The sequence below is a fragment of the Xanthomonas nasturtii genome (genome assembly GCF_001660815.1).
In the GTDB taxonomy this organism is placed as follows: Bacteria; Pseudomonadota; Gammaproteobacteria; order Xanthomonadales; family Xanthomonadaceae; genus Xanthomonas; species Xanthomonas nasturtii.
This window is the reverse complement of the sequence record NZ_LYMI01000045.1, coordinates 87858-107022: the sequence shown is the minus strand read 5'-3', so window position 1 is coordinate 107022 and position 19165 is coordinate 87858. Positions and strand designations below refer to the sequence as shown.

General features: G+C 63.9%; 14 protein-coding genes and 2 pseudogenes. 9 read left to right on the top strand and 7 right to left on the bottom strand.

From position 1 onward, the window contains the following. Positions 1–381: 381 nt before the first annotated feature. From A7D16_RS15920 to A7D16_RS15905, 5 genes and pseudogenes are all read left to right on the top strand, one after another. A complete protein-coding gene (locus tag A7D16_RS15920; protein ID WP_064634215.1) occupies positions 382–1404 on the top strand; it encodes a zinc-binding alcohol dehydrogenase family protein in 1023 nt (340 codons plus the stop codon). Between the two features lie 204 nt (positions 1405–1608). Continuing rightward, complete coding sequence (locus A7D16_RS15915) at positions 1609–3648, top strand: NADPH-dependent 2,4-dienoyl-CoA reductase (RefSeq protein ID WP_064634214.1); 2040 nt, start codon at positions 1609–1611, stop codon at positions 3646–3648. Positions 3649–3813: 165 nt separating this feature from the next. Continuing rightward, positions 3814–3960, top strand: a pseudogene (locus A7D16_RS22605) (MFS transporter); the annotation flags it as partial. A gap of 1262 nt (positions 3961–5222) precedes the next feature. Then, complete coding sequence (locus A7D16_RS15910) at positions 5223–5684, top strand: cell wall hydrolase (RefSeq protein ID WP_064634213.1); 462 nt, start codon at positions 5223–5225, stop codon at positions 5682–5684. Between the two features lie 419 nt (positions 5685–6103). Beyond that, the gene (locus A7D16_RS15905) at positions 6104–6727 is read left to right on the top strand and encodes a glutathione binding-like protein (protein ID WP_064634212.1); all 624 of its coding nucleotides are present in this window, start codon (positions 6104–6106) and stop codon (positions 6725–6727) included. A gap of 82 nt (positions 6728–6809) precedes the next feature. Here A7D16_RS15905 and A7D16_RS15900 read toward each other — a convergent pair whose 3' ends face one another. Both A7D16_RS15900 and A7D16_RS15895 read right to left on the bottom strand, forming a co-directional pair. Continuing rightward, a complete protein-coding gene (locus tag A7D16_RS15900) occupies positions 6810–7796 on the bottom strand; it encodes a malate dehydrogenase (protein ID WP_064634211.1) in 987 nt (328 codons plus the stop codon). Between the two features lie 118 nt (positions 7797–7914). Then, the gene (locus A7D16_RS15895; RefSeq protein ID WP_064634210.1) at positions 7915–8409 is read right to left on the bottom strand and encodes a peptidylprolyl isomerase; all 495 of its coding nucleotides are present in this window, start codon (positions 8407–8409) and stop codon (positions 7915–7917) included. 244 nt (positions 8410–8653) lie between these two features. Between A7D16_RS15895 and typA the strand changes: the two genes are divergently transcribed. The 3 genes from typA to A7D16_RS15880 all read left to right on the top strand — a co-directional run bounded on the left by typA (position 8654) and on the right by A7D16_RS15880 (position 12695). Then, on the top strand, positions 8654–10483 hold the full coding sequence (gene typA, locus A7D16_RS15890) for a translational GTPase TypA (RefSeq protein WP_064634209.1): 1830 nt from the start codon (positions 8654–8656) through the stop codon (positions 10481–10483). Positions 10484–10501: 18 nt separating this feature from the next. Beyond that, positions 10502–10972 (top strand): DUF2127 domain-containing protein, encoded by a 471-nt coding sequence (locus tag A7D16_RS15885; protein ID WP_064634208.1) that lies wholly within the window; start codon positions 10502–10504, stop codon positions 10970–10972. 103 nt (positions 10973–11075) lie between these two features. Next, positions 11076–12695: an amidase gene (locus A7D16_RS15880; RefSeq protein WP_193395474.1), complete on the top strand. Its 1620-nt coding sequence runs from the start codon at positions 11076–11078 to the stop codon at positions 12693–12695. Positions 12696–12870: 175 nt separating this feature from the next. Here A7D16_RS15880 and A7D16_RS15875 read toward each other — a convergent pair whose 3' ends face one another. Together A7D16_RS15875 and A7D16_RS15870 are read right to left on the bottom strand one after the other, a co-directional pair. Beyond that, positions 12871–13998, bottom strand: coding sequence for a mechanosensitive ion channel family protein (locus A7D16_RS15875; protein ID WP_064634206.1), 1128 nt, complete (start codon positions 13996–13998; stop codon positions 12871–12873). Between the two features lie 85 nt (positions 13999–14083). Further along, complete coding sequence (locus A7D16_RS15870; RefSeq protein WP_064634205.1) at positions 14084–15481, bottom strand: class II 3-deoxy-7-phosphoheptulonate synthase; 1398 nt, start codon at positions 15479–15481, stop codon at positions 14084–14086. A 227-nt stretch (positions 15482–15708) separates the two neighbouring features. Between A7D16_RS15870 and A7D16_RS15865 the strand changes: the two are divergent. Continuing rightward, positions 15709–16465 (top strand): annotated as a pseudogene (locus A7D16_RS15865) (TonB-dependent receptor domain-containing protein); the annotation flags it as partial. A gap of 176 nt (positions 16466–16641) precedes the next feature. On the opposite strand, the gene A7D16_RS15860 reads toward A7D16_RS15865, so the two are convergent. The 3 genes from A7D16_RS15860 to A7D16_RS15850 form a co-directional block, all read right to left on the bottom strand. After that, positions 16642–17160: a disulfide bond formation protein B gene (locus tag A7D16_RS15860; RefSeq protein WP_064634204.1), complete on the bottom strand. Its 519-nt coding sequence runs from the start codon at positions 17158–17160 to the stop codon at positions 16642–16644. A 427-nt stretch (positions 17161–17587) separates the two neighbouring features. After that, on the bottom strand, positions 17588–17971 hold the full coding sequence (rplQ, locus tag A7D16_RS15855; RefSeq protein WP_003486665.1) for a 50S ribosomal protein L17: 384 nt from the start codon (positions 17969–17971) through the stop codon (positions 17588–17590). A gap of 180 nt (positions 17972–18151) precedes the next feature. Then, positions 18152–19150, bottom strand: coding sequence for a DNA-directed RNA polymerase subunit alpha (locus A7D16_RS15850; protein WP_002811635.1), 999 nt, complete (start codon positions 19148–19150; stop codon positions 18152–18154). Positions 19151–19165: the final 15 nt, after the last annotated feature.

The window sequence follows — 19165 nt, the reverse complement described above, 5'->3', positions numbered from 1 at the left end:
TAGAGGCGTTGTTCTTGGTAAAGATGCTCGTCACATCCAGAGCCATCGGGGCGCAGATTAAGCCGGCTTCAGTGAAGATCACGTTAACGGTCATATAACATGTGAAAGTAATCACCAGGTCCCGCCATCCCACGCAATACTACGTATACAGTTTCATGAAGGATAGGACCGGGTGCCCAGTTCGGACATCGCACCCGCATGAACCGCAGCCCAATTAAGCCAGTTGAATACGGTTCCAGGCTGCGTGGGTCTTCCTGTCCCGAACGTGATCGAAAACCACATTGGTGAACGCCAGGCCCCGTCCGAGCTGAATTGTGGGGTCGGTGGTTGCGAACGACTCGCTCCACAACGCACCCTGAACTTCCCGCTCAGGAGCGCCCGATGAAAGCCGTCGCCCTCACCCACCATCTTCCGGTTGACGACCCCGAGTCTCTGCTTGACATGGATCTTCCAACGCCCGCAGCGCCGTTGGGATATGACGTATTGGTGCGCGTGGAAGCGATCTCGGTGAATCCGGTCGACACCAAAGTGCGCGCGCCCAAGCCGCAGACCCTGCAGGCGCCGAAGATCCTGGGCTACGACGCAGCCGGGGTGATCGAGGCGGTCGGCCCGGAGGTGACGGCCTTTGCGGTTGGCGACGAGGTCTACTACGCCGGCGATATCGGGCGGCCGGGCAGCAACGCGCAGTACCAGTTGGTGGACGCACGCATCGCCGGGTGCAAACCGACCTCGCTCAGCTTCGCGCAGGCGGCGGCGCTGCCGCTGACCACCCTGACCGCGTGGGAGCTGCTGTTCCAGCGCATGCCGTTCGCCTTCGACGGCGCACGCAACCGTGGCAGACACCTATTGATCATCGGCGGCGCCGGCGGCGTGGGCTCCATCGCGATCCAGCTGGCGCGGCATGCCGGCTTCACGGTGATTGCCACCGCCTCGCGCCCCGAGAGCATCGAGTGGGTGCGACAGATGGGCGCGCAGCATGTGATCGATCATCACCAGCCGCTGCAGCCGCAATTGCAGGCGCTAGGGCTGGACACGGTGGACGCAGCGCTCAATCTGGCCGACACCGATCGCTACTGGCAGCAGTTGGGCGAGGTGCTGGCGCCGCAAGGGCATGTGGGCTTGATCGTGGAGCCGCGTGGGCCGCTGTCGATCGGCGACCCTTACAAATCCAAATGCATCGGCATCCATTGGGAACTGATGTTCACCCGCGCGCGCTACGCGACCGACGATATGGTCGAGCAGCACCGCATCCTCAACCGCGCTGCCAGCCTGATCGATGCCGGCGAACTGCGCACCACGCATACCGAAACGCTGTCGCCGATCAATGCGCAGCAGCTGCGCGAGGCGCATCGTCGGCTGGAAAGCGGCAGCACGATCGGCAAGTTGGTGCTGGCAGGCTGGTAATCGGCTGCTTTGGCTCGGTCCGCTGATGAGGCAGGCAGTGCGCGAAGAGCTGTTGCGTAGCGGGCGCGGTTGGTGCCGGCGGGAGCAACGGCATCTTGCCGACCGGCGCTTGCAGCCTTCGGCGGCCGCGTAAACGCGTAAGGGCTTGCCGCCAAGCCCGTTTGCCTGCATCGTGCGCACTCCGTACGCCAGCGTATCCATGTTATGTCGCCCGCCACCGGCCTGTCCGCTTCGCCTTATCCGCACCTGTTCACGCCGCTCGATCTGGGCTTCACGCAACTGCGCAACCGCGTCCTGATGGGCTCGATGCATACGGGTCTGGAAGACCGTGCGCGCGATTTCCCTAAATTGGCGGCGTATTTCGCCGAGCGCGCTGCCGGTGGCGTCGGCCTGATCGTCACCGGCGGGTTTTCGCCCAATGTGGTGGGCTGGCTCAAGCCGTTCGGCGGCAAGCTGTCGTGGCCATGGGAAGTGCGCCCGCATCGCCAGGTCACCCGCGCCGTCCACGCACACGGCGCCAAGATCTGCCTGCAATTGCTGCATGCCGGGCGCTATGCCTACCACCCGCTGTCGGTGGCGCCGTCCCGACTCAAGGCACCGATCAACCCGTTCACTCCGCGCGCCCTGTCGGCCGGCGCGGTGGACCGGCAGATCGCCGCGTACGCACGTGCCGCGCGGCTGGCACGCGAGGCCGGCTACGACGGCGTCGAGGTGATGGGGTCGGAAGGCTATCTGATCAACGAATTCACCGCCGCGCGCACCAACCAGCGCAGCGATGCCTGGGGCGGCGATGCCACCAAGCGCATGCGCTTTGCGGTGGAGATCGTGCGGCGCATCCGCGAGGCCTGCGGGCCGGACTTCATCATCATCTATCGGCTGTCGCTGGTGGATCTGGTCGAAGACGGCAATCAGTGGCAGGAAATCCTGGCGCAGGCGCAGGCGATCGAAGCGGCCGACGCGACCATCATCAATTCCGGTATCGGCTGGCACGAGGCGCGCATTCCGACCATCGCTACCTCGGTGCCGCGCGCCGCCTTTGCCGGGGTCACCGCCAAACTCAAACCGCACCTGCGCATTCCGGTGGTGGCGACCAACCGCATCAACATGCCGGAAGTGGCCGAACGCATCCTGGCCGACGGTGCCGCAGACATGGTATCGCTGGCACGGCCACTACTGGCCGACCCCCAGTGGACCAACAAGGCGCGCGCCGGGCAGTCGCACACCATCAATACGTGTATCGCCTGCAACCAGGCCTGCCTGGATCACGTGTTCGACAACAAGCTGGCCACTTGCCTGGTCAACCCACGCGCCGCACACGAAACCGAACTCAACTACACGCCAACCACCACGCCCAAGCGCATTGCGGTGGTCGGCGCCGGCCCGGCGGGGCTGGCCTGCGCGACGGTGGCGGCAGAGCGTGGGCACAAGGTGACCTTGTTCGATGCAAGCGATGCGATCGGCGGGCAGTTCAATGTCGCCAGGCGCATTCCGGGCAAGGAAGAATTCAACGAAACCTTGCGCTATTTCGGCCACCGCATCGAAGCGACCGGCGTGCAGCTGCGTCTGAACACGCGGGTGCAGGCGGCCGATCTGAAGGACTTCGACGAGATCGTGCTGGCAACCGGTATCGAGCCGCGCAAGGTGGACTTCCCCGGCGCCGATCATCCGATGGTGGTGAGCTATCTCGATGTGGTGCTGGGCCGCCATGTGGCCGCCGACAAGGTGGCGATCATCGGCGCCGGCGGCATCGGGTTCGATGTGGGCGAATTTCTGGTGCACACCGGCGAATCGCCATCGCTGGACCCGCAACGCTGGATGGCCGAGTGGGGCGTGGATCCGAGCTTCGAAGCACGCGGTGCATTGGCCAAACCGCAGCCCGAGCGCCCTGCCCGCCAGGTCTGGTTGTTGCAGCGCAGCCCCGGCAAGCCCGGTACGCGCCTGGGCAAGACCACCGGCTGGATCCACCGTGCCACGCTCAAGGCCAAGGGCGTGAAGATGCTCGGTGGCGTGGAGTATCTGGGCGTGGACGATGCCGGCCTGCGCATTCGCGTGGAGGGCAGCGAGCAACTGCTCGATGTCGGCACGGTGGTGGTGTGCGCCGGGCAGGAGCCGCGCCGCGAGTTGCTGGCCGCGCTGCAGGCAAACGGCCAGCAGCCGCACCTGATCGGCGGTGCCGACGTGGCTGCCGAACTGGATGCCAAACGCGCAATCAACCAGGCGTGCCGGCTGGCAGCAACGCTGTAACGCGTGCGCAGCGATAGCGGGGTCTGCGAATCCGTCGCTGCGATTCGGATTTGCCGCACTGCTCACTTCTACGCGGCAGCTCGCAGCAAACACGCCCGCTGATGCCGTCGGGCGGCGGCACGGGCGGCGTTCTTTTACTGTCGCGCGGCTCGGCTATAACCCCGCATGTCTTCGCCACCGACCGCACTGCCCTCTGTCCTGCCGCCTGCTGCCTTGCTGGCCTACGCGGCGGCGCATTTCGGCAAGAGCCTGCTCTGGCACACCGGCGAATTGTTGCTGATTTTTGCATTCACCGAACATGTCGGGCTGTCGGACTGTTGCTGAGCGTTTGCGGCCACCGCGCCGGCGCGCACCACTATCTGACCTGGGCAATGGCGCTGGGCCCGATTGTGCGCGGTGCTACATGCCGGTTGATCGCTTGCACCGCGCACATCGTTGCACTGTCTTACAGGCCAAACGGTGCTACCGGCTCGCGGTTGACGCAGTCTTCTTGGTTGCGTTGCGAACCTGAAGTGTTGCGATTCGAATTGCCTTGGAGAACTGAAAAACGCAACCCTTGCTTGTTCGCGCTTCAGAGAAGTCAGTTGACACTTACGGGTTATACGTGGAAACGCGCATTGGTAAGGTTTGATTACCACCTCTGCGTCGCATCGGCGGCGTTCTGCGATGGGATCTAGCAACGCTATACGAATTAGCGTTTAACCACCGATGGTTTTCAGCGTGCCCGCAGAGTCCTGGCTGCAGGATATGTCGCGTTTTCTGCAACAACGACATGCAGTGCAGCTTCTCTGCGCTTGTGTACAGTGTGCGCTTTCCCGCCCCTGCACTTTTTCTACACCTTTGCACTACTGCACGCGCAAACACACTGCCAGGAAGAATCATCGCGATGCGATGCATCACCACTACGCCGCAAGATCGACATCGCTTTTAGAACATCATGCCGCGATGGTAATCACGCCATCCTCGGCAGACAGCGCTTTGATGCGCACTGCGCCAGTCGTGCAACAGACACTGCGCAAGCATTTTTGCACTTTGCAGTTCTACCATTTTTCTCTGGCTCCGCTAGCTTGTGTATCGCTCGCGCATCGAGGCGAAGCGAGGCGCTGTGGCAGCCTGCAATACACGTTGCGCAAACACGCGCAACGTGACGAGCATGTGGAGCCACACGAAAGACCCTGCAATCAAGCCGATTTCGCGCTGTACACAGATGATCGAGCCAACACCACAATGCGATAGATCTCGTGCGATTTTAAAAAAACAGCGAAACACAGCAGTCGCCGTAACGATGCGACGCGGATTCATGCTGCGTTGCGCGGCGCAATGTCGCGTAGTGCCAAGCGCCGCGGGCAATCGCATTCATCGAACCCACTCATTCAGCCACGATTGTGTGACCGGCGCCTACCTTGCGCCAACTTTTTGACCCGCCGCATTTGGTGGGCACCTTCGGCAGATGTTCTTTCGCCGGAAACTTTGGCGACCCATTGCAGGCCGCCTCCCCATGACGCCAAGCCCTCTGCACTGGCGCATCCACGTTGGATGCTCTGCGGACCGGCCCATACGGAGCAAGGAGTTCTATGAAACTTGTTTGGATACTTTGGCTGTCGCACGTATTGCCGCAGCCAGCAGCAGATTCGTTGTGTTTGAGTACCACCGTCTATCTGGAAGCGCGCGACCAGACCTTGCGTGGTCAGCAGGCCGTTGCAGAAGTTGCATTGCGTCGCCTGGACAGTGGTTTGTGGGGCGATTCGATGTGCCAGGTGGTCACCGCGCGCAAGCAGTTCGCGCCGACGATCGTGGCGCCGGGCACGCAGCTGAAGAACGACGATGCCTGGAACAAGGCGTTGGACGTGGCACTGGCTGCGCAGCGCAACTGGGCACTTCCGGTGGGCCAACGCAAAGAGATCGTGCCGGGCGCCAGTCACTTTGCCGCCAGCGCAATTGCTAGCCCGAGCTGGCGCAATGCCTACCAGGTAGCCACCATCGGCGACCACACGTTCTACCGCGTGCAATCGCTGCGCCCGCGCAACGCGTCCTGAGCGCACTGCGGCGCGGCACCATCAGAACAGATGCCGCTGCCGACACGCGTTAGCACCAAGCTACGCTGATGACGCGCCTGACCCGCGCTGAGGCGCCGACATCGCAGCAGCATGGCGAAGACGGCCTCACGTAACGATCGATCAAGCACGGCACCATCCGGATCGCATATCGCCTCCGCCGCCCGTACGCGGCGCCAGCAGCGTTGCATGGGTCAAGCTGCCTTTCTCGTAGCCGACCCGGGGCAACGCGCCCGACCGCGCTGGTATTGGCGATGTCACTGAGACTGCCACGACCACACCAGTGGCGACGGCCCCACCCGGCGGCATCGCAGTGAAGCACCCGTGGACACCCGGCGCCGTGCTCCACAGAGCCTCATCCGCCGGCTAAACTAACGGCTTCATTCCCGTGTGGATCGTCCATGAAGCTGTATACCAAGCCCGGCGCCTGTTCGCTGGCAGATCACATCGTGTTGCGCTGGTCGGGCCTGCCGTTCGAGTTGAGTGTGGTCGATGCGGCGACGATGAAATCTCCCGAGTATCTGCGCCTGAATCCAGCCGGCGCCGTGCCGTTGTTGTTGGTCGATGATTGGGCGCTGACCCAGAATGCCGCCATCCTGAATTACATTGCCGATATCGCTCCGCTGACCGGCCTGTCCGGCCTGTCCGGCGACGGCACCGCACGCAGCCGCGCCGAAATCAATCGCTGGATCGCCTTCGTCAATGCGGATGTGCACCCCGCGTTCAAGCCGATCTTCGGCAGCACCGCCTATCTGCAAGACCCCGCACTGATCGCGCGTAGCCAGGACGATGCACGCAGCAAATTGCGTACGCTGTACGAGCGCGCTGATGCGCACCTGCAAAGTCGCACCTGGATTGCCGGCGACAGTCACACCGGTGCAGATGCATATCTATTCGTCACCTTGCTGTGGGCGCAGAAGGTCGCTGTGAATCTGGATGGCTTGGACGCGCTGCAGGCGTTCATGCAACGCATGCTGGCCGATGCCGATGTGCAGGCCGCACTGAAGGCGGAAGGCCTGGCCTGACAGCGCAGGCATGCGCCAGAGGACACGCATAAAAAACGCCGGGCAGTGCCCGGCGCTTTCATGACAACAGTGAGCGCGTCACTCAGCCCAGCAGGTGCGACACGCCGCTGCGCTCTTCTTCCAGCTCGGCCAGGGTCTTGTCGATGTACTTCTGGCTGAAGTCGTCGATCGGCAGATCCTTGACGATGGTGTACTTGCCGTTTGCGGTGGTGACCGGGAAGCCGAACATCACGCCTTCCGGAATACCGTAGGAACCGTCCGACGGCACGCCCATCGTCACCCACTTGCCGTTGCTGCCCAGCACCCAGTCACGCACGTGATCGATGGCCGCATTGGCAGCCGACGCAGCCGAAGACAGGCCGCGCGCTTCGATGATCGCCGCGCCGCGCTTGCCGACGGTCGGGATGAAGGTGCCGGCGTTCCATTCCTGATCATTGATCGCATCGCCGATGGAGGCGCCGTCAGCGGTGGCGAAACGGTAGTCCGGATACATGGTCGGGCTGTGGTTGCCCCACACCACCAGCTTCTCGATGCCGCCGACCGGCTTGCCGAGCTTGGCCGAGAGCTGGCTCAACGCGCGGTTGTGGTCCAGGCGCAGCATCGCGGTGAAATTCTTCGGGTCCAGGTCCGGCGCCGACTTCATCGCGATATAGGCGTTGGTGTTGGCCGGGTTGCCGACCACCAGCACCTTCACGTCACGCTTGGCGACCTTGTTCAACGCCGCGCCCTGCGCGGTGAAGATCTCCGCATTGGCCAGCAGCAGGTCCTTGCGCTCCATGCCCGGGCCGCGCGGACGCGAACCGACCAGCAGGGCGACATCGACGTCCTTGAACGCCACTTCGGCGTCGTCGGTACCGACCATGCCGGCCAGCAGCGGGAATGCGCAGTCTTCCAGTTCCATCATCACGCCCTTGAGGGCGGCCTGGGCCTTCTCGATCGGCAGTTCAAGCAACTGCAGAATGACCGGCTGGTCCTTGCCCAGCATTTCGCCGGAGGCGATGCGGAACAGCAGGGCATAGCCGATCTGGCCGGCAGCGCCGGTCACAGCAACACGAACAGGTGCTTTCATGGGGTGTTTCCTCTGCTAAAAAGCGTTGGTGGGGGTGGCGCGCTGGCGTGGCACACGGCCTGGCGGCGCGTTTTGACAAGCGAACGGCCGCACATGGCGGCCGTTCGATGGGGTGCGATCAGGCGGCGAGGATCTTGTTCCACTCCGCAACGCGGTCGGCCTTGGCGGCCAGCACAGCGTCGGTATCGCCTTCGATGGTGAGCGTATTGATGGTGTCGCCCTGGGCAACGCTGTCCACCACGTCCAGGCCCTGGGTGACCTTGCCGAACACGGTGTGCTTGCCGTCCAGCCACGGGGTGGCGGTGTGGGTGATGAAGAACTGGCTGCCGTTGGTATTCGGGCCGGCATTGGCCATGGACAGCACGCCGCGGTCGTGGCCGACGCCGTTATTGGCTTCGTCCTCGAAGCGGTAGCCGGGGCCGCCGCGGCCGGAACCTTCCGGGCAGCCGCCCTGGATCATGAAATCGGCGATGACACGGTGGAAGCTCAGCCCGTTGTAGAAGCCGCGCTTGGCCAGGTTGACGAAGTTGGCAACGGTCAGCGGCGCCTTCTCCGGGTACAGCTCGACGACGATCGGGCCGCGGGACGTGTCGAAATTGGCGATCAGGGACATGGAAATCCTTGCAGGTTCTGGGGTGATCAACAGCCCATTAGGATACACCCGGGCGCGTAGGCGGCCGTGCAGTTACGACCATGGTCCAAGGCCGTTGCCGGCCGCCGGATCGTGGTGCCGTCACGCTGCCTGAATGGGCGATCTGAATCGACTTCAGGCAATCCGCAACGGCAGCGCAACGAAACCGCTATAATGTTGGGCTTACCTCATCTCAAGACTGGCGCCAGACAGGGGCCCTTTCCGCATGTCTATCGAAAAACTCCGCAATATCGCAATCGTCGCGCACGTTGACCATGGCAAAACCACCCTCGTCGACTGCCTGCTGAAGCAGTCCGGCACCCTGTCCGAACGCACCGTGTTGGCTGAGCGCGTGATGGACAGCAACGATCAGGAAAAGGAACGTGGCATCACGATCCTGGCCAAGAACACGGCCATCACCTGGAACGGCAACCGCATCAACATCGTCGACACCCCGGGACACGCCGACTTCGGTGGCGAAGTCGAGCGCGTGCTGTCGATGGTGGACTCGGTGCTGATCCTGGTCGACGCGATGGACGGCCCGATGCCGCAGACCCGCTTCGTGACCCAGAAGGCCTTCGCGATGGGCTTCAAGCCGATCGTGGTGGTCAACAAGATCGACCGCCCCGGCGCACGCCCGGACTGGGTGATCGACCAGGTGTTCGACCTGTTCGACAAGCTCGGCGCAACCGACGAGCAGCTGGACTTCCCGATCGTCTACACCTCCGCGTTGAACGGCTACGCCAGCCTGGATTCGGACGTGCGCGACGGCGACATGACCCCGCTGTACGAAGCGATCATGCAGCACGTATCGGCCCCGGACGTTGACCCGGACGGCCCGTTCCAGATGCGCATCAGCCAGCTGGACTACAACAACTTCGTCGGCGTGATCGGCATCGGCCGCATCCAGCGCGGCGTGCTGAAGAAGAACATGCCGGTCAGCGTGATCGACCGCGAAGGCAAGAAGCGTCAGGGCAAGGTGCTGCAGGTGCTGGGCTTCCTTGGCCTGGAACGCATCGAGCAGGACACCGCCGAAGCCGGCGACATCGTGGCCATCTCCGGCGTGGCCGAGCTGACCATTTCCGACACCGTGTGCGCGCTCGATCACCCCGAATCGCTGCCGGCGCTGACCGTGGACGAGCCCACCATCTCGATGACCTTCCAGGTCAACAACTCGCCGTTCGCCGGCAACAAGGACCTGTCCGGCGGCAAGTTCCTGACCAGCCGCCAGCTGCGCGACCGTCTGGACCGCGAAAAGGTGCACAACGTGGCACTGAAGGTCGAGGAAGGTTCCGACGCCGACAAGTTCCTGGTCTCCGGCCGTGGCGAACTGCATCTGTCGGTGCTGATCGAAAACATGCGTCGCGAAGGCTACGAGCTGGCCGTGTCGCGCCCGGAAGTCATCATCAAGGAAATCGACGGCAAGCAGATGGAGCCGATCGAACAGCTGGTGGTGGACATCGAAGAACAGCACCAGGGCGGCGTGATGGAAAAGCTGGGCACCCGTAAGGGCCAGCTGAAGAACATGGAGCCGGACGGCAAGGGCCGCGTGCGTCTGGATTACATGATCCCGGCGCGTGGCCTGATCGGGTTCCAGAACGAATTCCGCACCCTGACCCAGGGCTCGGGCCTGCTGTTCCACGTGTTCGACCATTACGGTCCGAAGGAACAGGGCGCCATCGCCAAGCGCCAGAACGGCGTGATGATTGCCAATGCACCGGGCGCAACGCCGGCCTATGCACTGGGGCCGCTGGAAGAGCGTGGCCGTCTGTTCGCCGCTGAAGGCGACAACGTGTACGAAGGCCAGCTGATCGGTATCCACTCCAAGGACAACGATCTGACCGTCAATGCGATCAAGACCAAGCCGCTGACCAACATGCGCGCGTCGGGCAAGGACGATGCGATCAAGCTGACCCCGGCAATCAAGTACACGCTGGAGCAGGCGCTGGACTTCATCGAGGACGACGAGCTGGTGGAAGTCACCCCGAAGGAAATCCGCCTGCGCAAGAAGTTCCTGACCGAAAGCGACCGTAAGCGCGCTGGCCGTTCGGGCTGAGTTGTCAGGCCGGCACGCGTGAGCGCCAGACCCTACAGCCCGGATCCGCGCGCGCATCCGGGACTGCACGTGATCGCCTTGCTTGAGGCGGTCAAGGGAGCGCTTGCGCTGTTGGCGGCGACGGGCCTGGAAATTCTGGGCCCGCTCCCGCTGCAACATGCGGTCAGTACGCTGATCCGCCGTTTCAATCTGGACCCCGACCACGGCGCACTGCCGTCGTTGCTCAAGACCATCAGCCCCGATGCGGTGCATCTGGCCGCTGCTGCGATGCTGGCCTACGGCCTGCTGCATGTGGTGGAAGCCTGGGGTCTGTGGCGTGCCAAGGCCTGGGCCTCGGTACTGGGCTGCCTGTCGGCGGCCATCTATCTGCCCTTCGATATCTACGCCATCGTGCGTCACCCCGGCTGGACCGCCTGGGGCGTGCTGGCGATCAACCTGCTGGTGGTCGGCGTGCTGGCGCGCGACCTGGTGCGACGTCGCCGTCGCTGAGCCGCCCTGCCCGTCTGCGGGCACATCATCCGTTGTCACCCCAACGCAGCGCCGTTAGCCTGCGAGTTCTCCCCGGGGACGACCATCCATGCGATCCACCACCTTGTCTTTCGCGCTGCTGCTTGCGCTGTGCGGCTGTGCGCATGCCGATGACCCGTCGCGCGCGGCGACCGGCACTCCTGCCGATTCCTCCGCCAAGCCTCTCGACCTCACCGAGGCCGACGTGGCCGGCCTGCAAGCGCGCATGAGCAGCGGCCAGAGCACTAGCCTGCAACTCACGCGCGCGTATCTGCAACGCATTGCCAGCATCGATCGCTCAGGCCCCACGCTCAACGCGGTGATCGAACTCAACCCGCAGGCCGAAGCCGACGCGCGCGCCCTGGACGCCGAACGCAGCGCCGGCCGTGTACGCGGGCCGCTGCACGGCATCCCGGTGCTGCTCAAGGACAACATCGATGCGCTGCCGATGGTCAACAGCGCCGGCTCGCTGGCCCTGGCCGAGTTCAAGCCCACACGCGATGCGTTTCTGGTGCAGCGCCTGCGCGCCGCCGGCGCGGTGATCCTGGGCAAGACCAACCTCAGCGAATGGGCCAATTTCCGCTCCACCCAGTCCAGCTCCGGCTGGAGCGGGCGCGGCGGGCTCACCCGCAATCCCTATGCGCTGGATCGCAATCCCTGCGGTTCCAGTGCCGGCACCGGTGTGGCGATCGCGGCCAGCCTGGCCGCCGTGGGCATCGGGACCGAAACCGATGGCAGCATCACCTGCCCGGCTGCGGTCAACGGCCTGGTCGGGCTCAAGCCCACCGTGGGCCTGGTCAGCCGCGACGGCATCATCCCGATTTCCGCCAGCCAGGACACCGCCGGCCCGATGACACGCAGCGTCGCCGATGCGGCCACGCTGCTGCAGGCCATCGCCGCGCCCGACCCGCAGGACCGGGCCACCGCCAGGGCGCCTGCCAGCAGCGTCGACTATCTGGCCCACCTCAAGCCCGACGGCTTGCGTGGCGCGCGCCTGGGCCTGCTACGCAACCCGCTACGCGAGGACCCGGCCATCGCCGCAACGCTCGACCGCGCGGTGCAGACGCTGCGTGCGGCGGGCGCCACCGTGATCGAGACCCACCTGGCTACCGATGGCAAGTGGGATGCCGCCGAGCAAACGGTCTTAGTGGTGGAATTCAAGGCCGGCCTGAATGCGTATTTGCGCAGCCACAACGCACCGGTAACGAGCCTGGAGCAGCTGATTGACTTCAACCGCAAACACGCGCAGCGCGAGATGGCGTACTTCGGGCAGGAACTGTTCGAACAGGCGCAGGCAGCGCCCGGCCTCGACGACGCGGGCTATCTGAGCGCACGCGCCAACGCCAAACGGCTGGCCGGGCCGGAAGGCATCGATGCGGCACTGCAGGCAGAGCGCCTGGATGCCTTGATCGTTCCCACCACCGGCGCGGCCTGGGTCACGACACTCGGCAAGGGCGACACCTTCCCCGGTGCCGGCTATGGCGCCGCCGCGGTGGCCGGCTACCCCAGCCTGAGCGTGCCGATGGGCCAGACCCAGGGCCTGCCGCTGGGCTTGCTGTTCATGGGCACGGCCTGGAGCGAGCCGCGCCTGATCGAGCTGGCGTATGCGTACGAACAACGCAGCCATGCGCGGTTTGCGCCCCGCTACGCGCCGAGCGCACTGCCGGCGACACCGGACGCATCGCAATCGAAGATGGCTGACTGAGGCACCGCAAGGCAGTACGTACGCGGTGCAAGCATCGACATGCGACGACTGCATCACCAGGATGTCGCACTGCTTGTCGCCCAGGCAACTGCGCACCGCCCTGTGTCGATACGCCGCACCGGAGAACCGGGTGGCCTCTAGCGCGCGCCGACGCGGCCAGGCGCGTCGGGCAGCGCTAGATCGATGCTGCAGGCTCGCCGTCTTCCGCGCCCGGCGAACGCACGCTCTCCGGGGAGATCGGTTCTGCGGCACGCGACACCGGCTTTTCCTGCGCGGCGATTTCGGCGCGGATCCTGGGCAGTGCATACGCATGCTCGCGGGTCAGGAAGTCGATCATGCGTTCGCGCACCAGGCAGCGCAGATCGAAGGCATCACCGGAATTGCGTGCGCTCACCAGCAGCCGCACCTGGATGGTGTTGTCGCTGGTGTCGGTGATCTGGGTCACGCACACACGGCCATCCCATAGCGGCTCGCTGTGGCAGATACGCTCCAGTTCCGCGCGTACCGCTGCAATGGGCGTGCGGTAATCCAGCCACAGGAACGCGGTGCCGAGCAGATCGGCGCTGCTGCGCGTCCAGTTCTGAAAGGGGTTTTCGATCCACCAGGTCAGCGGCACCACCATGCGCCGCTCATCCCAGATCCGCACCACCACATACGAGCTGCCGATCTCTTCGATGCGGCCCCACTCGCCTTCCACGATCACTACATCGTCCAGGCGAATCGGCTGGGTCAACGCAATCTGCAAGCCGGCGATCAAATTGCCGAACACCGGCTTGGCCGCGATACCGGCCACCAGCCCGATGATGCCGGCCGAGGCCAGCAGGGTCTTGCCGATCTGGCGCACCTGCGGAAACGTCAACAGCACTACCGAAATGCCGAGCAGGATCACCGTGCCCATCAGTACGCGGCTCAGTACCCGGGTCTGGGTCTGGATGCGCCGTGCGGTGAGGTTGTCCGAAACTTCGATCGGGTTGCTGCGCAGGATCGCCGCTTCGCCAGCGGCCACCGCGCGCACCAACAGCCAGGTGACGCAACCGACGATGCCCACATGCAGCAGGTGCTGCACCGCTGCGAGCGCCTTGCCGGCCAGCGGAGTCGCTTCGGTCGCGATGCCCAGAAAGAACAGCGGCAAGATGAAAGCCGCTGGCAAGGTAATCACGCGAATGATGCGCGCACGGCGATAGTCGCGGCCCTGCATGCGGCGAAACAGCCACAGCATCAACGACCAGGTAACGATGCCCGCCAGCAGCGAGGCACCGAGCGGAATTGCGTATTCGCGGATGACGTTCCAATCGGCAGTCAAACCGCTCCTCCTGTGTGGGGAGAGAGGGATGGCTACCAGAGCATGCCGCAAGCGGCATGAGCATCACGTCATGCGCACACGCCGTTCATGCGCCCAACGGCTGGGACGCCACCTGTTGTTGCTTGCGCACGATTGCCATCGCAATTTCCAGCGACTGTTCGTAGTTCAGGCGCGGATCCACGCTGGAGCGATACGCCCGCTCCAGATCGCGTTCGGTCAGCTCGCGTGCACCGCCGGTGCACTCGGTGACGTCTTCGCCGGTGAGCTCCAGATGCACACCACCCAGCCGTGTGCCGGCCGCTGCATGCAGGTCGAACGACAACTCCACCTCGTTGCGGATATTGTCGAAACGCCGGGTTTTATAGCCATTGCCGGTGCTTTCGGTATTGCCATGCATGGCATCGCAGACCCACAGCACGCGGCGCCCGTCGCGCTTCACCGCATCCAGTAGCGGCGGCAGTTTTTCGGCAATCTGCGCCGCGCCCATGCGGTGGATGAAGCTCAGACGCCCGGGTTCGTCCTCCGGGTTGAGCACATCGATCAGCCGCAGCAACTGGTCCGGCTGCACCGACGGCCCCACCTTGATCGCGATCGGATTGCGCACGCCACGCAGGTACTCCACGTGCGCACCATCCAGCGCAGCCGTACGCATGCCGATCCATGGGTAATGCGTGCTGAGGTTGAACCAGCCCCACTGCCGCGGTACCTGGCGGGTCAGGCCTTCTTCGTACGGCAGCAACAGCGCTTCGTGCGAGGTGTAGAAATCGATGCGGTTGAGGTTGTACACCTCCGCGCCGGACAGGGTCTCCATGAAGCGCACGGCATCGCCGATCGAGGCGACCATCTTCTGGTAGTCCGCTGCCAGTGGCGAGTACCCCACCCAATCCAGATTCCAGTATTCGGGGTGATGCAGGTCGGCGAAGCCGCCGTCGATCAAGGCGCGCACGAAGTTCATCGTCATCGCCGAACGCGAATGCGCGGTGATCATGCGGCGCGGATCGGGCACCCGCGCCGCCTCGGTGAAGGCCGGCGCATTGATCACATCGCCGCGATAGCTCGGCAAGGTCACGCCATCGCGGGTTTCGGTATCGGCCGAGCGCGGCTTGGCGTATTGCCCGGCAAAGCGGCCCACCCGCACCACCGGCAAATGCAGCCCGTGCACCAGCACCAGGCTCATTTGCAGCAGCACCTTCAAGCGGTTTGAAATGGTGCCCGATTCGCAATCGCTGAAATTTTCCGCGCAATCGCCGCCCTGCAGCAGAAAGCGCTTGCCTTCCTGCGCCTCTGCCAACTGGCGCTTGAGCGCAAAGATTTCCCACGAGGTCACCAGCGGCGGCAGCTGCCCCAGCTCGTGCATGGCAGCCTGCAGCGCGGTCTCATCCGGATATACCGGCAGCTGCAACGCAGGTTTGCCGCGCCAGCTGTCCGGCGCCCACGCAGCGGCGGCGGAATCGGAAACGGGAGTGGGGGCGGAAAGATTCATGGCAAAACTCCTGGACAGCCTGCGATGGTGGCAGAGCCAGCGCGTCAGGCAAAGCATCCGCGCGCGTCACGCCCCATCGTTTCGCTGGCGCTGTTCGCGAAAGCGGCACGCCACACCAGCGGACGCGACTGAACGGCGAGCAAAGCCCGCAACCCAAGCATGACTTTCGGCCTACGCTAGCGCCGGCCCATCAGCTTTCGGCCGGCTAGCGTTACAGCAGCGCCGCCTTCTCGCCCGACGTTGCCGGCGAGCTGATCTCCACCAGCGATATCGCACTGTACGACGGCACCACCAACCACCAATCCACCAGCGGCGGCCCGATCACGCCGCTGAGCGAACGCAGCGACTACGTCGACCTGGGCATCTCGCAGGTCGTCAGCGACCACCTCACCCTGGGCCTGGACACTTCACTACCGCAAAGCCGATTTCCTGCAGGACGAAGGTCAGTTCGGCGCCGCCTATGTCTGTTCCACCTTCAATTATCGCTACGGCCACATCCGCGGTGCCGAGTTCAGCGCCGACTACAGCAACGGTCCGGTCACCGCCTATTTCAACCTGGGCTACAGCAAGGCGATGGGCAAGCAGGTCATGACCAGCCTGTACAACTTCGACCCCGACGCACTGGCCTACACCGCGAGCAACTGGATCCACCTGGACCACGACCAGAAACTGACGTCCTCTGGCGGCATCAACCACGCCCTCGACGACAGCAGCAGAATTGGCGCCAACTACCTGTATGGCAGCGGCCTGCGCACTGATACCGACACCGTCCCCAATGGCGGCGAGCTGCCGTCGTATTTCCAGTTGAACCTCAGCGCCGGGCACGACTTCGCACTCACCACGCACCCGCTGCACGCACCACTGGCAGCGCTCAACGTGCTCGATCGCAGCTATCAGTTGCGCGACGGCGGCGGCATCGACGTGTTTGCGCCGCAATGGGCGCCCAGGCGCTTCGTGTACCGGAGCCTGCAGCAGGACTTTTGATCGCCGAGCAGGACGGCGGATGGACTGGCCAGCCGGTTCATCTGCCCGCGATTGCATTGAAAGCGCGGGCTAACGCGCTACGTCCGGGAACCTCACCGACACCACATAACCAGTCGATGCGCGCGTCCCTCGATGCCTGCGTCTTCTGCCGCGTCCGCCACAAGACGTAACCGCGCTCAGTGATGGACCGAACTACGCCGCGCCTTGAAGCCCGCGTACAGCGCCCATAGCGCCAGCCCCACGAACCACACCATGCTCCACATCGGCATGCTCAGCCCCAGGAAGCGCCAATCGATATTGCCGCAATCCCCGGTACCGGTCAGCACGGTGCGGAACACCTCGAACGGCCCCATCGTCTCGCCCAGAAAGCTCAACGGCGGCCCGCACGAAGACATCATGTCCTTGGGGCGGATCTGCACCCACACATGGCGCGCAGCGATGCCCATGCCCACACCCGCAGCGATGAAGCTCAATACGCCATAGACCTTGCGCGCGCCGGCAGCCCGTGGCCCATGCAGCGCGCCGAGCAGGAAGAACGCTGCCAGCGCCGCAAATGCGATCCGCTGGAAAATGCACAGCGGGCAAGGCTCCAGACCCAGATGCAGCTGCACATAGATCGCATAGGCCAGCACCCCTGCGCACGCAAGGAAACCCAGCAGAAACTGCGCCCGGAAACTCCAACGAAATGGATTCATCGTCACTGCTTGCCTAGGGTCGAGACGCCGATTATCAGCCATCACCGCAGCCATGACCACGCGTGCCTGAGCGACCGGTCGCACCGTGCGAAGCACCTGGCGCTGTTCTGCGACGCGGCCGGGCTGCGTTGGCAACCAGTACACCCACCTGGTGGCCGAACAGTCGAGGCCCACGATGAGAAACACCGGCGAGTGGCAACCTAAGTCCAAGAGCCGCCGTCGATTACACGGAAGGAAGCTGCAGCCGGTCAGGTCAGCGACAAATGAGCGCAGCGAACCGAAAGCGTTGACTGCGTCGCTGTGCTTGCTGTGTGACGCACCCTTGCAGGTACAGCCACCAACAGTCAAAAAAACATCCTCTTCAATCAGCCAACAAAAAGCCCGGCGTGAGCCGGGCTTTTTAAGAATTTTTGCAGAGGCGATCCGATTACTCGGCCACTTCTTCGGCAACGACCGGACGGTCGACCAGCTCGACATACGCCATCGGCGCATTGTCACCGGCACGGAAGCCGGCCTTCAGGATGCGCAGGTAGCCGCCGGGACGGGTCGCGTAACGCGGGCCCAGTTCGACGAACAGCTTGCCCACTGCTTCCTTGTCGCGCAGGCGAGCAAACGCCAGACGACGATTGGCAACGCCATCGACCTTGCCGATGGTGATCAGCGGCTCGGCGACGCGACGCAGTTCCTTGGCCTTCGGCAAGGTGGTCTTGATCAGCTCGTGCTTGAACAGCGAAGCGGCCATATTGCGGAACATGGCTTCGCGGTGGGCGCTGGTACGGTTGAACTTACGGCCGGATTTCTGGTGACGCATGAGTGTGGTTTCCTAAGGAATATTGAGACTGCTTCAGTGACCTTGTCGCCATCCTGGCGCTGTTGAATGGACTGCGGTTGGTCCGAGCCGGCCGTCCTTTGACCGGATGTCATCGCAGGCTTTGGCCCGTCGATGTAGAAAAACGAACATGGGCGCCCGAAGACGCCCATGCCTTACTACTTAACCAAGCATGCCGTGCTGGGCGACACCGGCCGGCGGCCAGTTCTCCAGCTTCATGCCCAGTGCAAGGCCGCGCTGTGCCAGCACTTCCTTGATTTCGGTCAACGACTTCTTGCCCAGATTCGGGGTCTTGAGCAGCTCCACTTCGGTCTTCTGGATCAGATCGCCGATGTAGTAGATGCTCTCGGCCTTGAGGCAATTGGCCGAACGCACGGTCAGCTCGAGGTCGTCGATCGGGCGCAGCAGCACCGGATCCACGCCGCTGGCAGCCGGCTTGGCCGCACCGCGATCGCGGTGGGTGAAATCGCCGAACACCGACAGCTGATCGCTGAGAATGTCGGCGGCAGTGCGCACGGCTTCCTCGGCATCGATCGTGCCGTTGGTTTCGATATCGATCACCAGCTTGTCGAGGTCGGTGCGCTGTTCAACACGCGCAGCTTCCACGGCATAGGCAACGCGACGCACCGGCGAGAACGACGCATCCAGCATCAAACGACCGATGGTACGGGTCTCTTCGTCCGGACGACGACGCGCAGCAGCCGGCTGATAGCCGAAGCCACGCTCGATCTTCAGGCGCATGTTCAGTGCGGTGTCTTTGGTCAGGTGGCAGATCACGTGGTCGCCGTTGATGATCTCAACGTTGTGATCGGTCCTGATGTCTGCCGCAGTGACCGTACCCGGACCCTGCTTGGACAGCGACAGCGTGGCGCTGTCGCCACTGTGCATGCGAATTGCCACGTCTTTCAGGTTCAGCAGGACGTCAAGCACGTCTTCCTGCAAACCTTCGACCGTGGTGTACTCGTGCAGCACGCCGTCGATCTCGACCTCGGTGATCGCAAAACCGGGGATCGACGACAACAACACACGACGCAGGGCATTGCCCAGCGTGTGCCCGTAACCGCGCTCCAAGGGCTCGATCACGACCTTGGCACGGTTGTCGGTAAGACGTTCGATCTGCGGACCACGGGGGCGCAGAACCTGGTTGGCGGTAACCGTCATGTTGCGGGGTCTCCT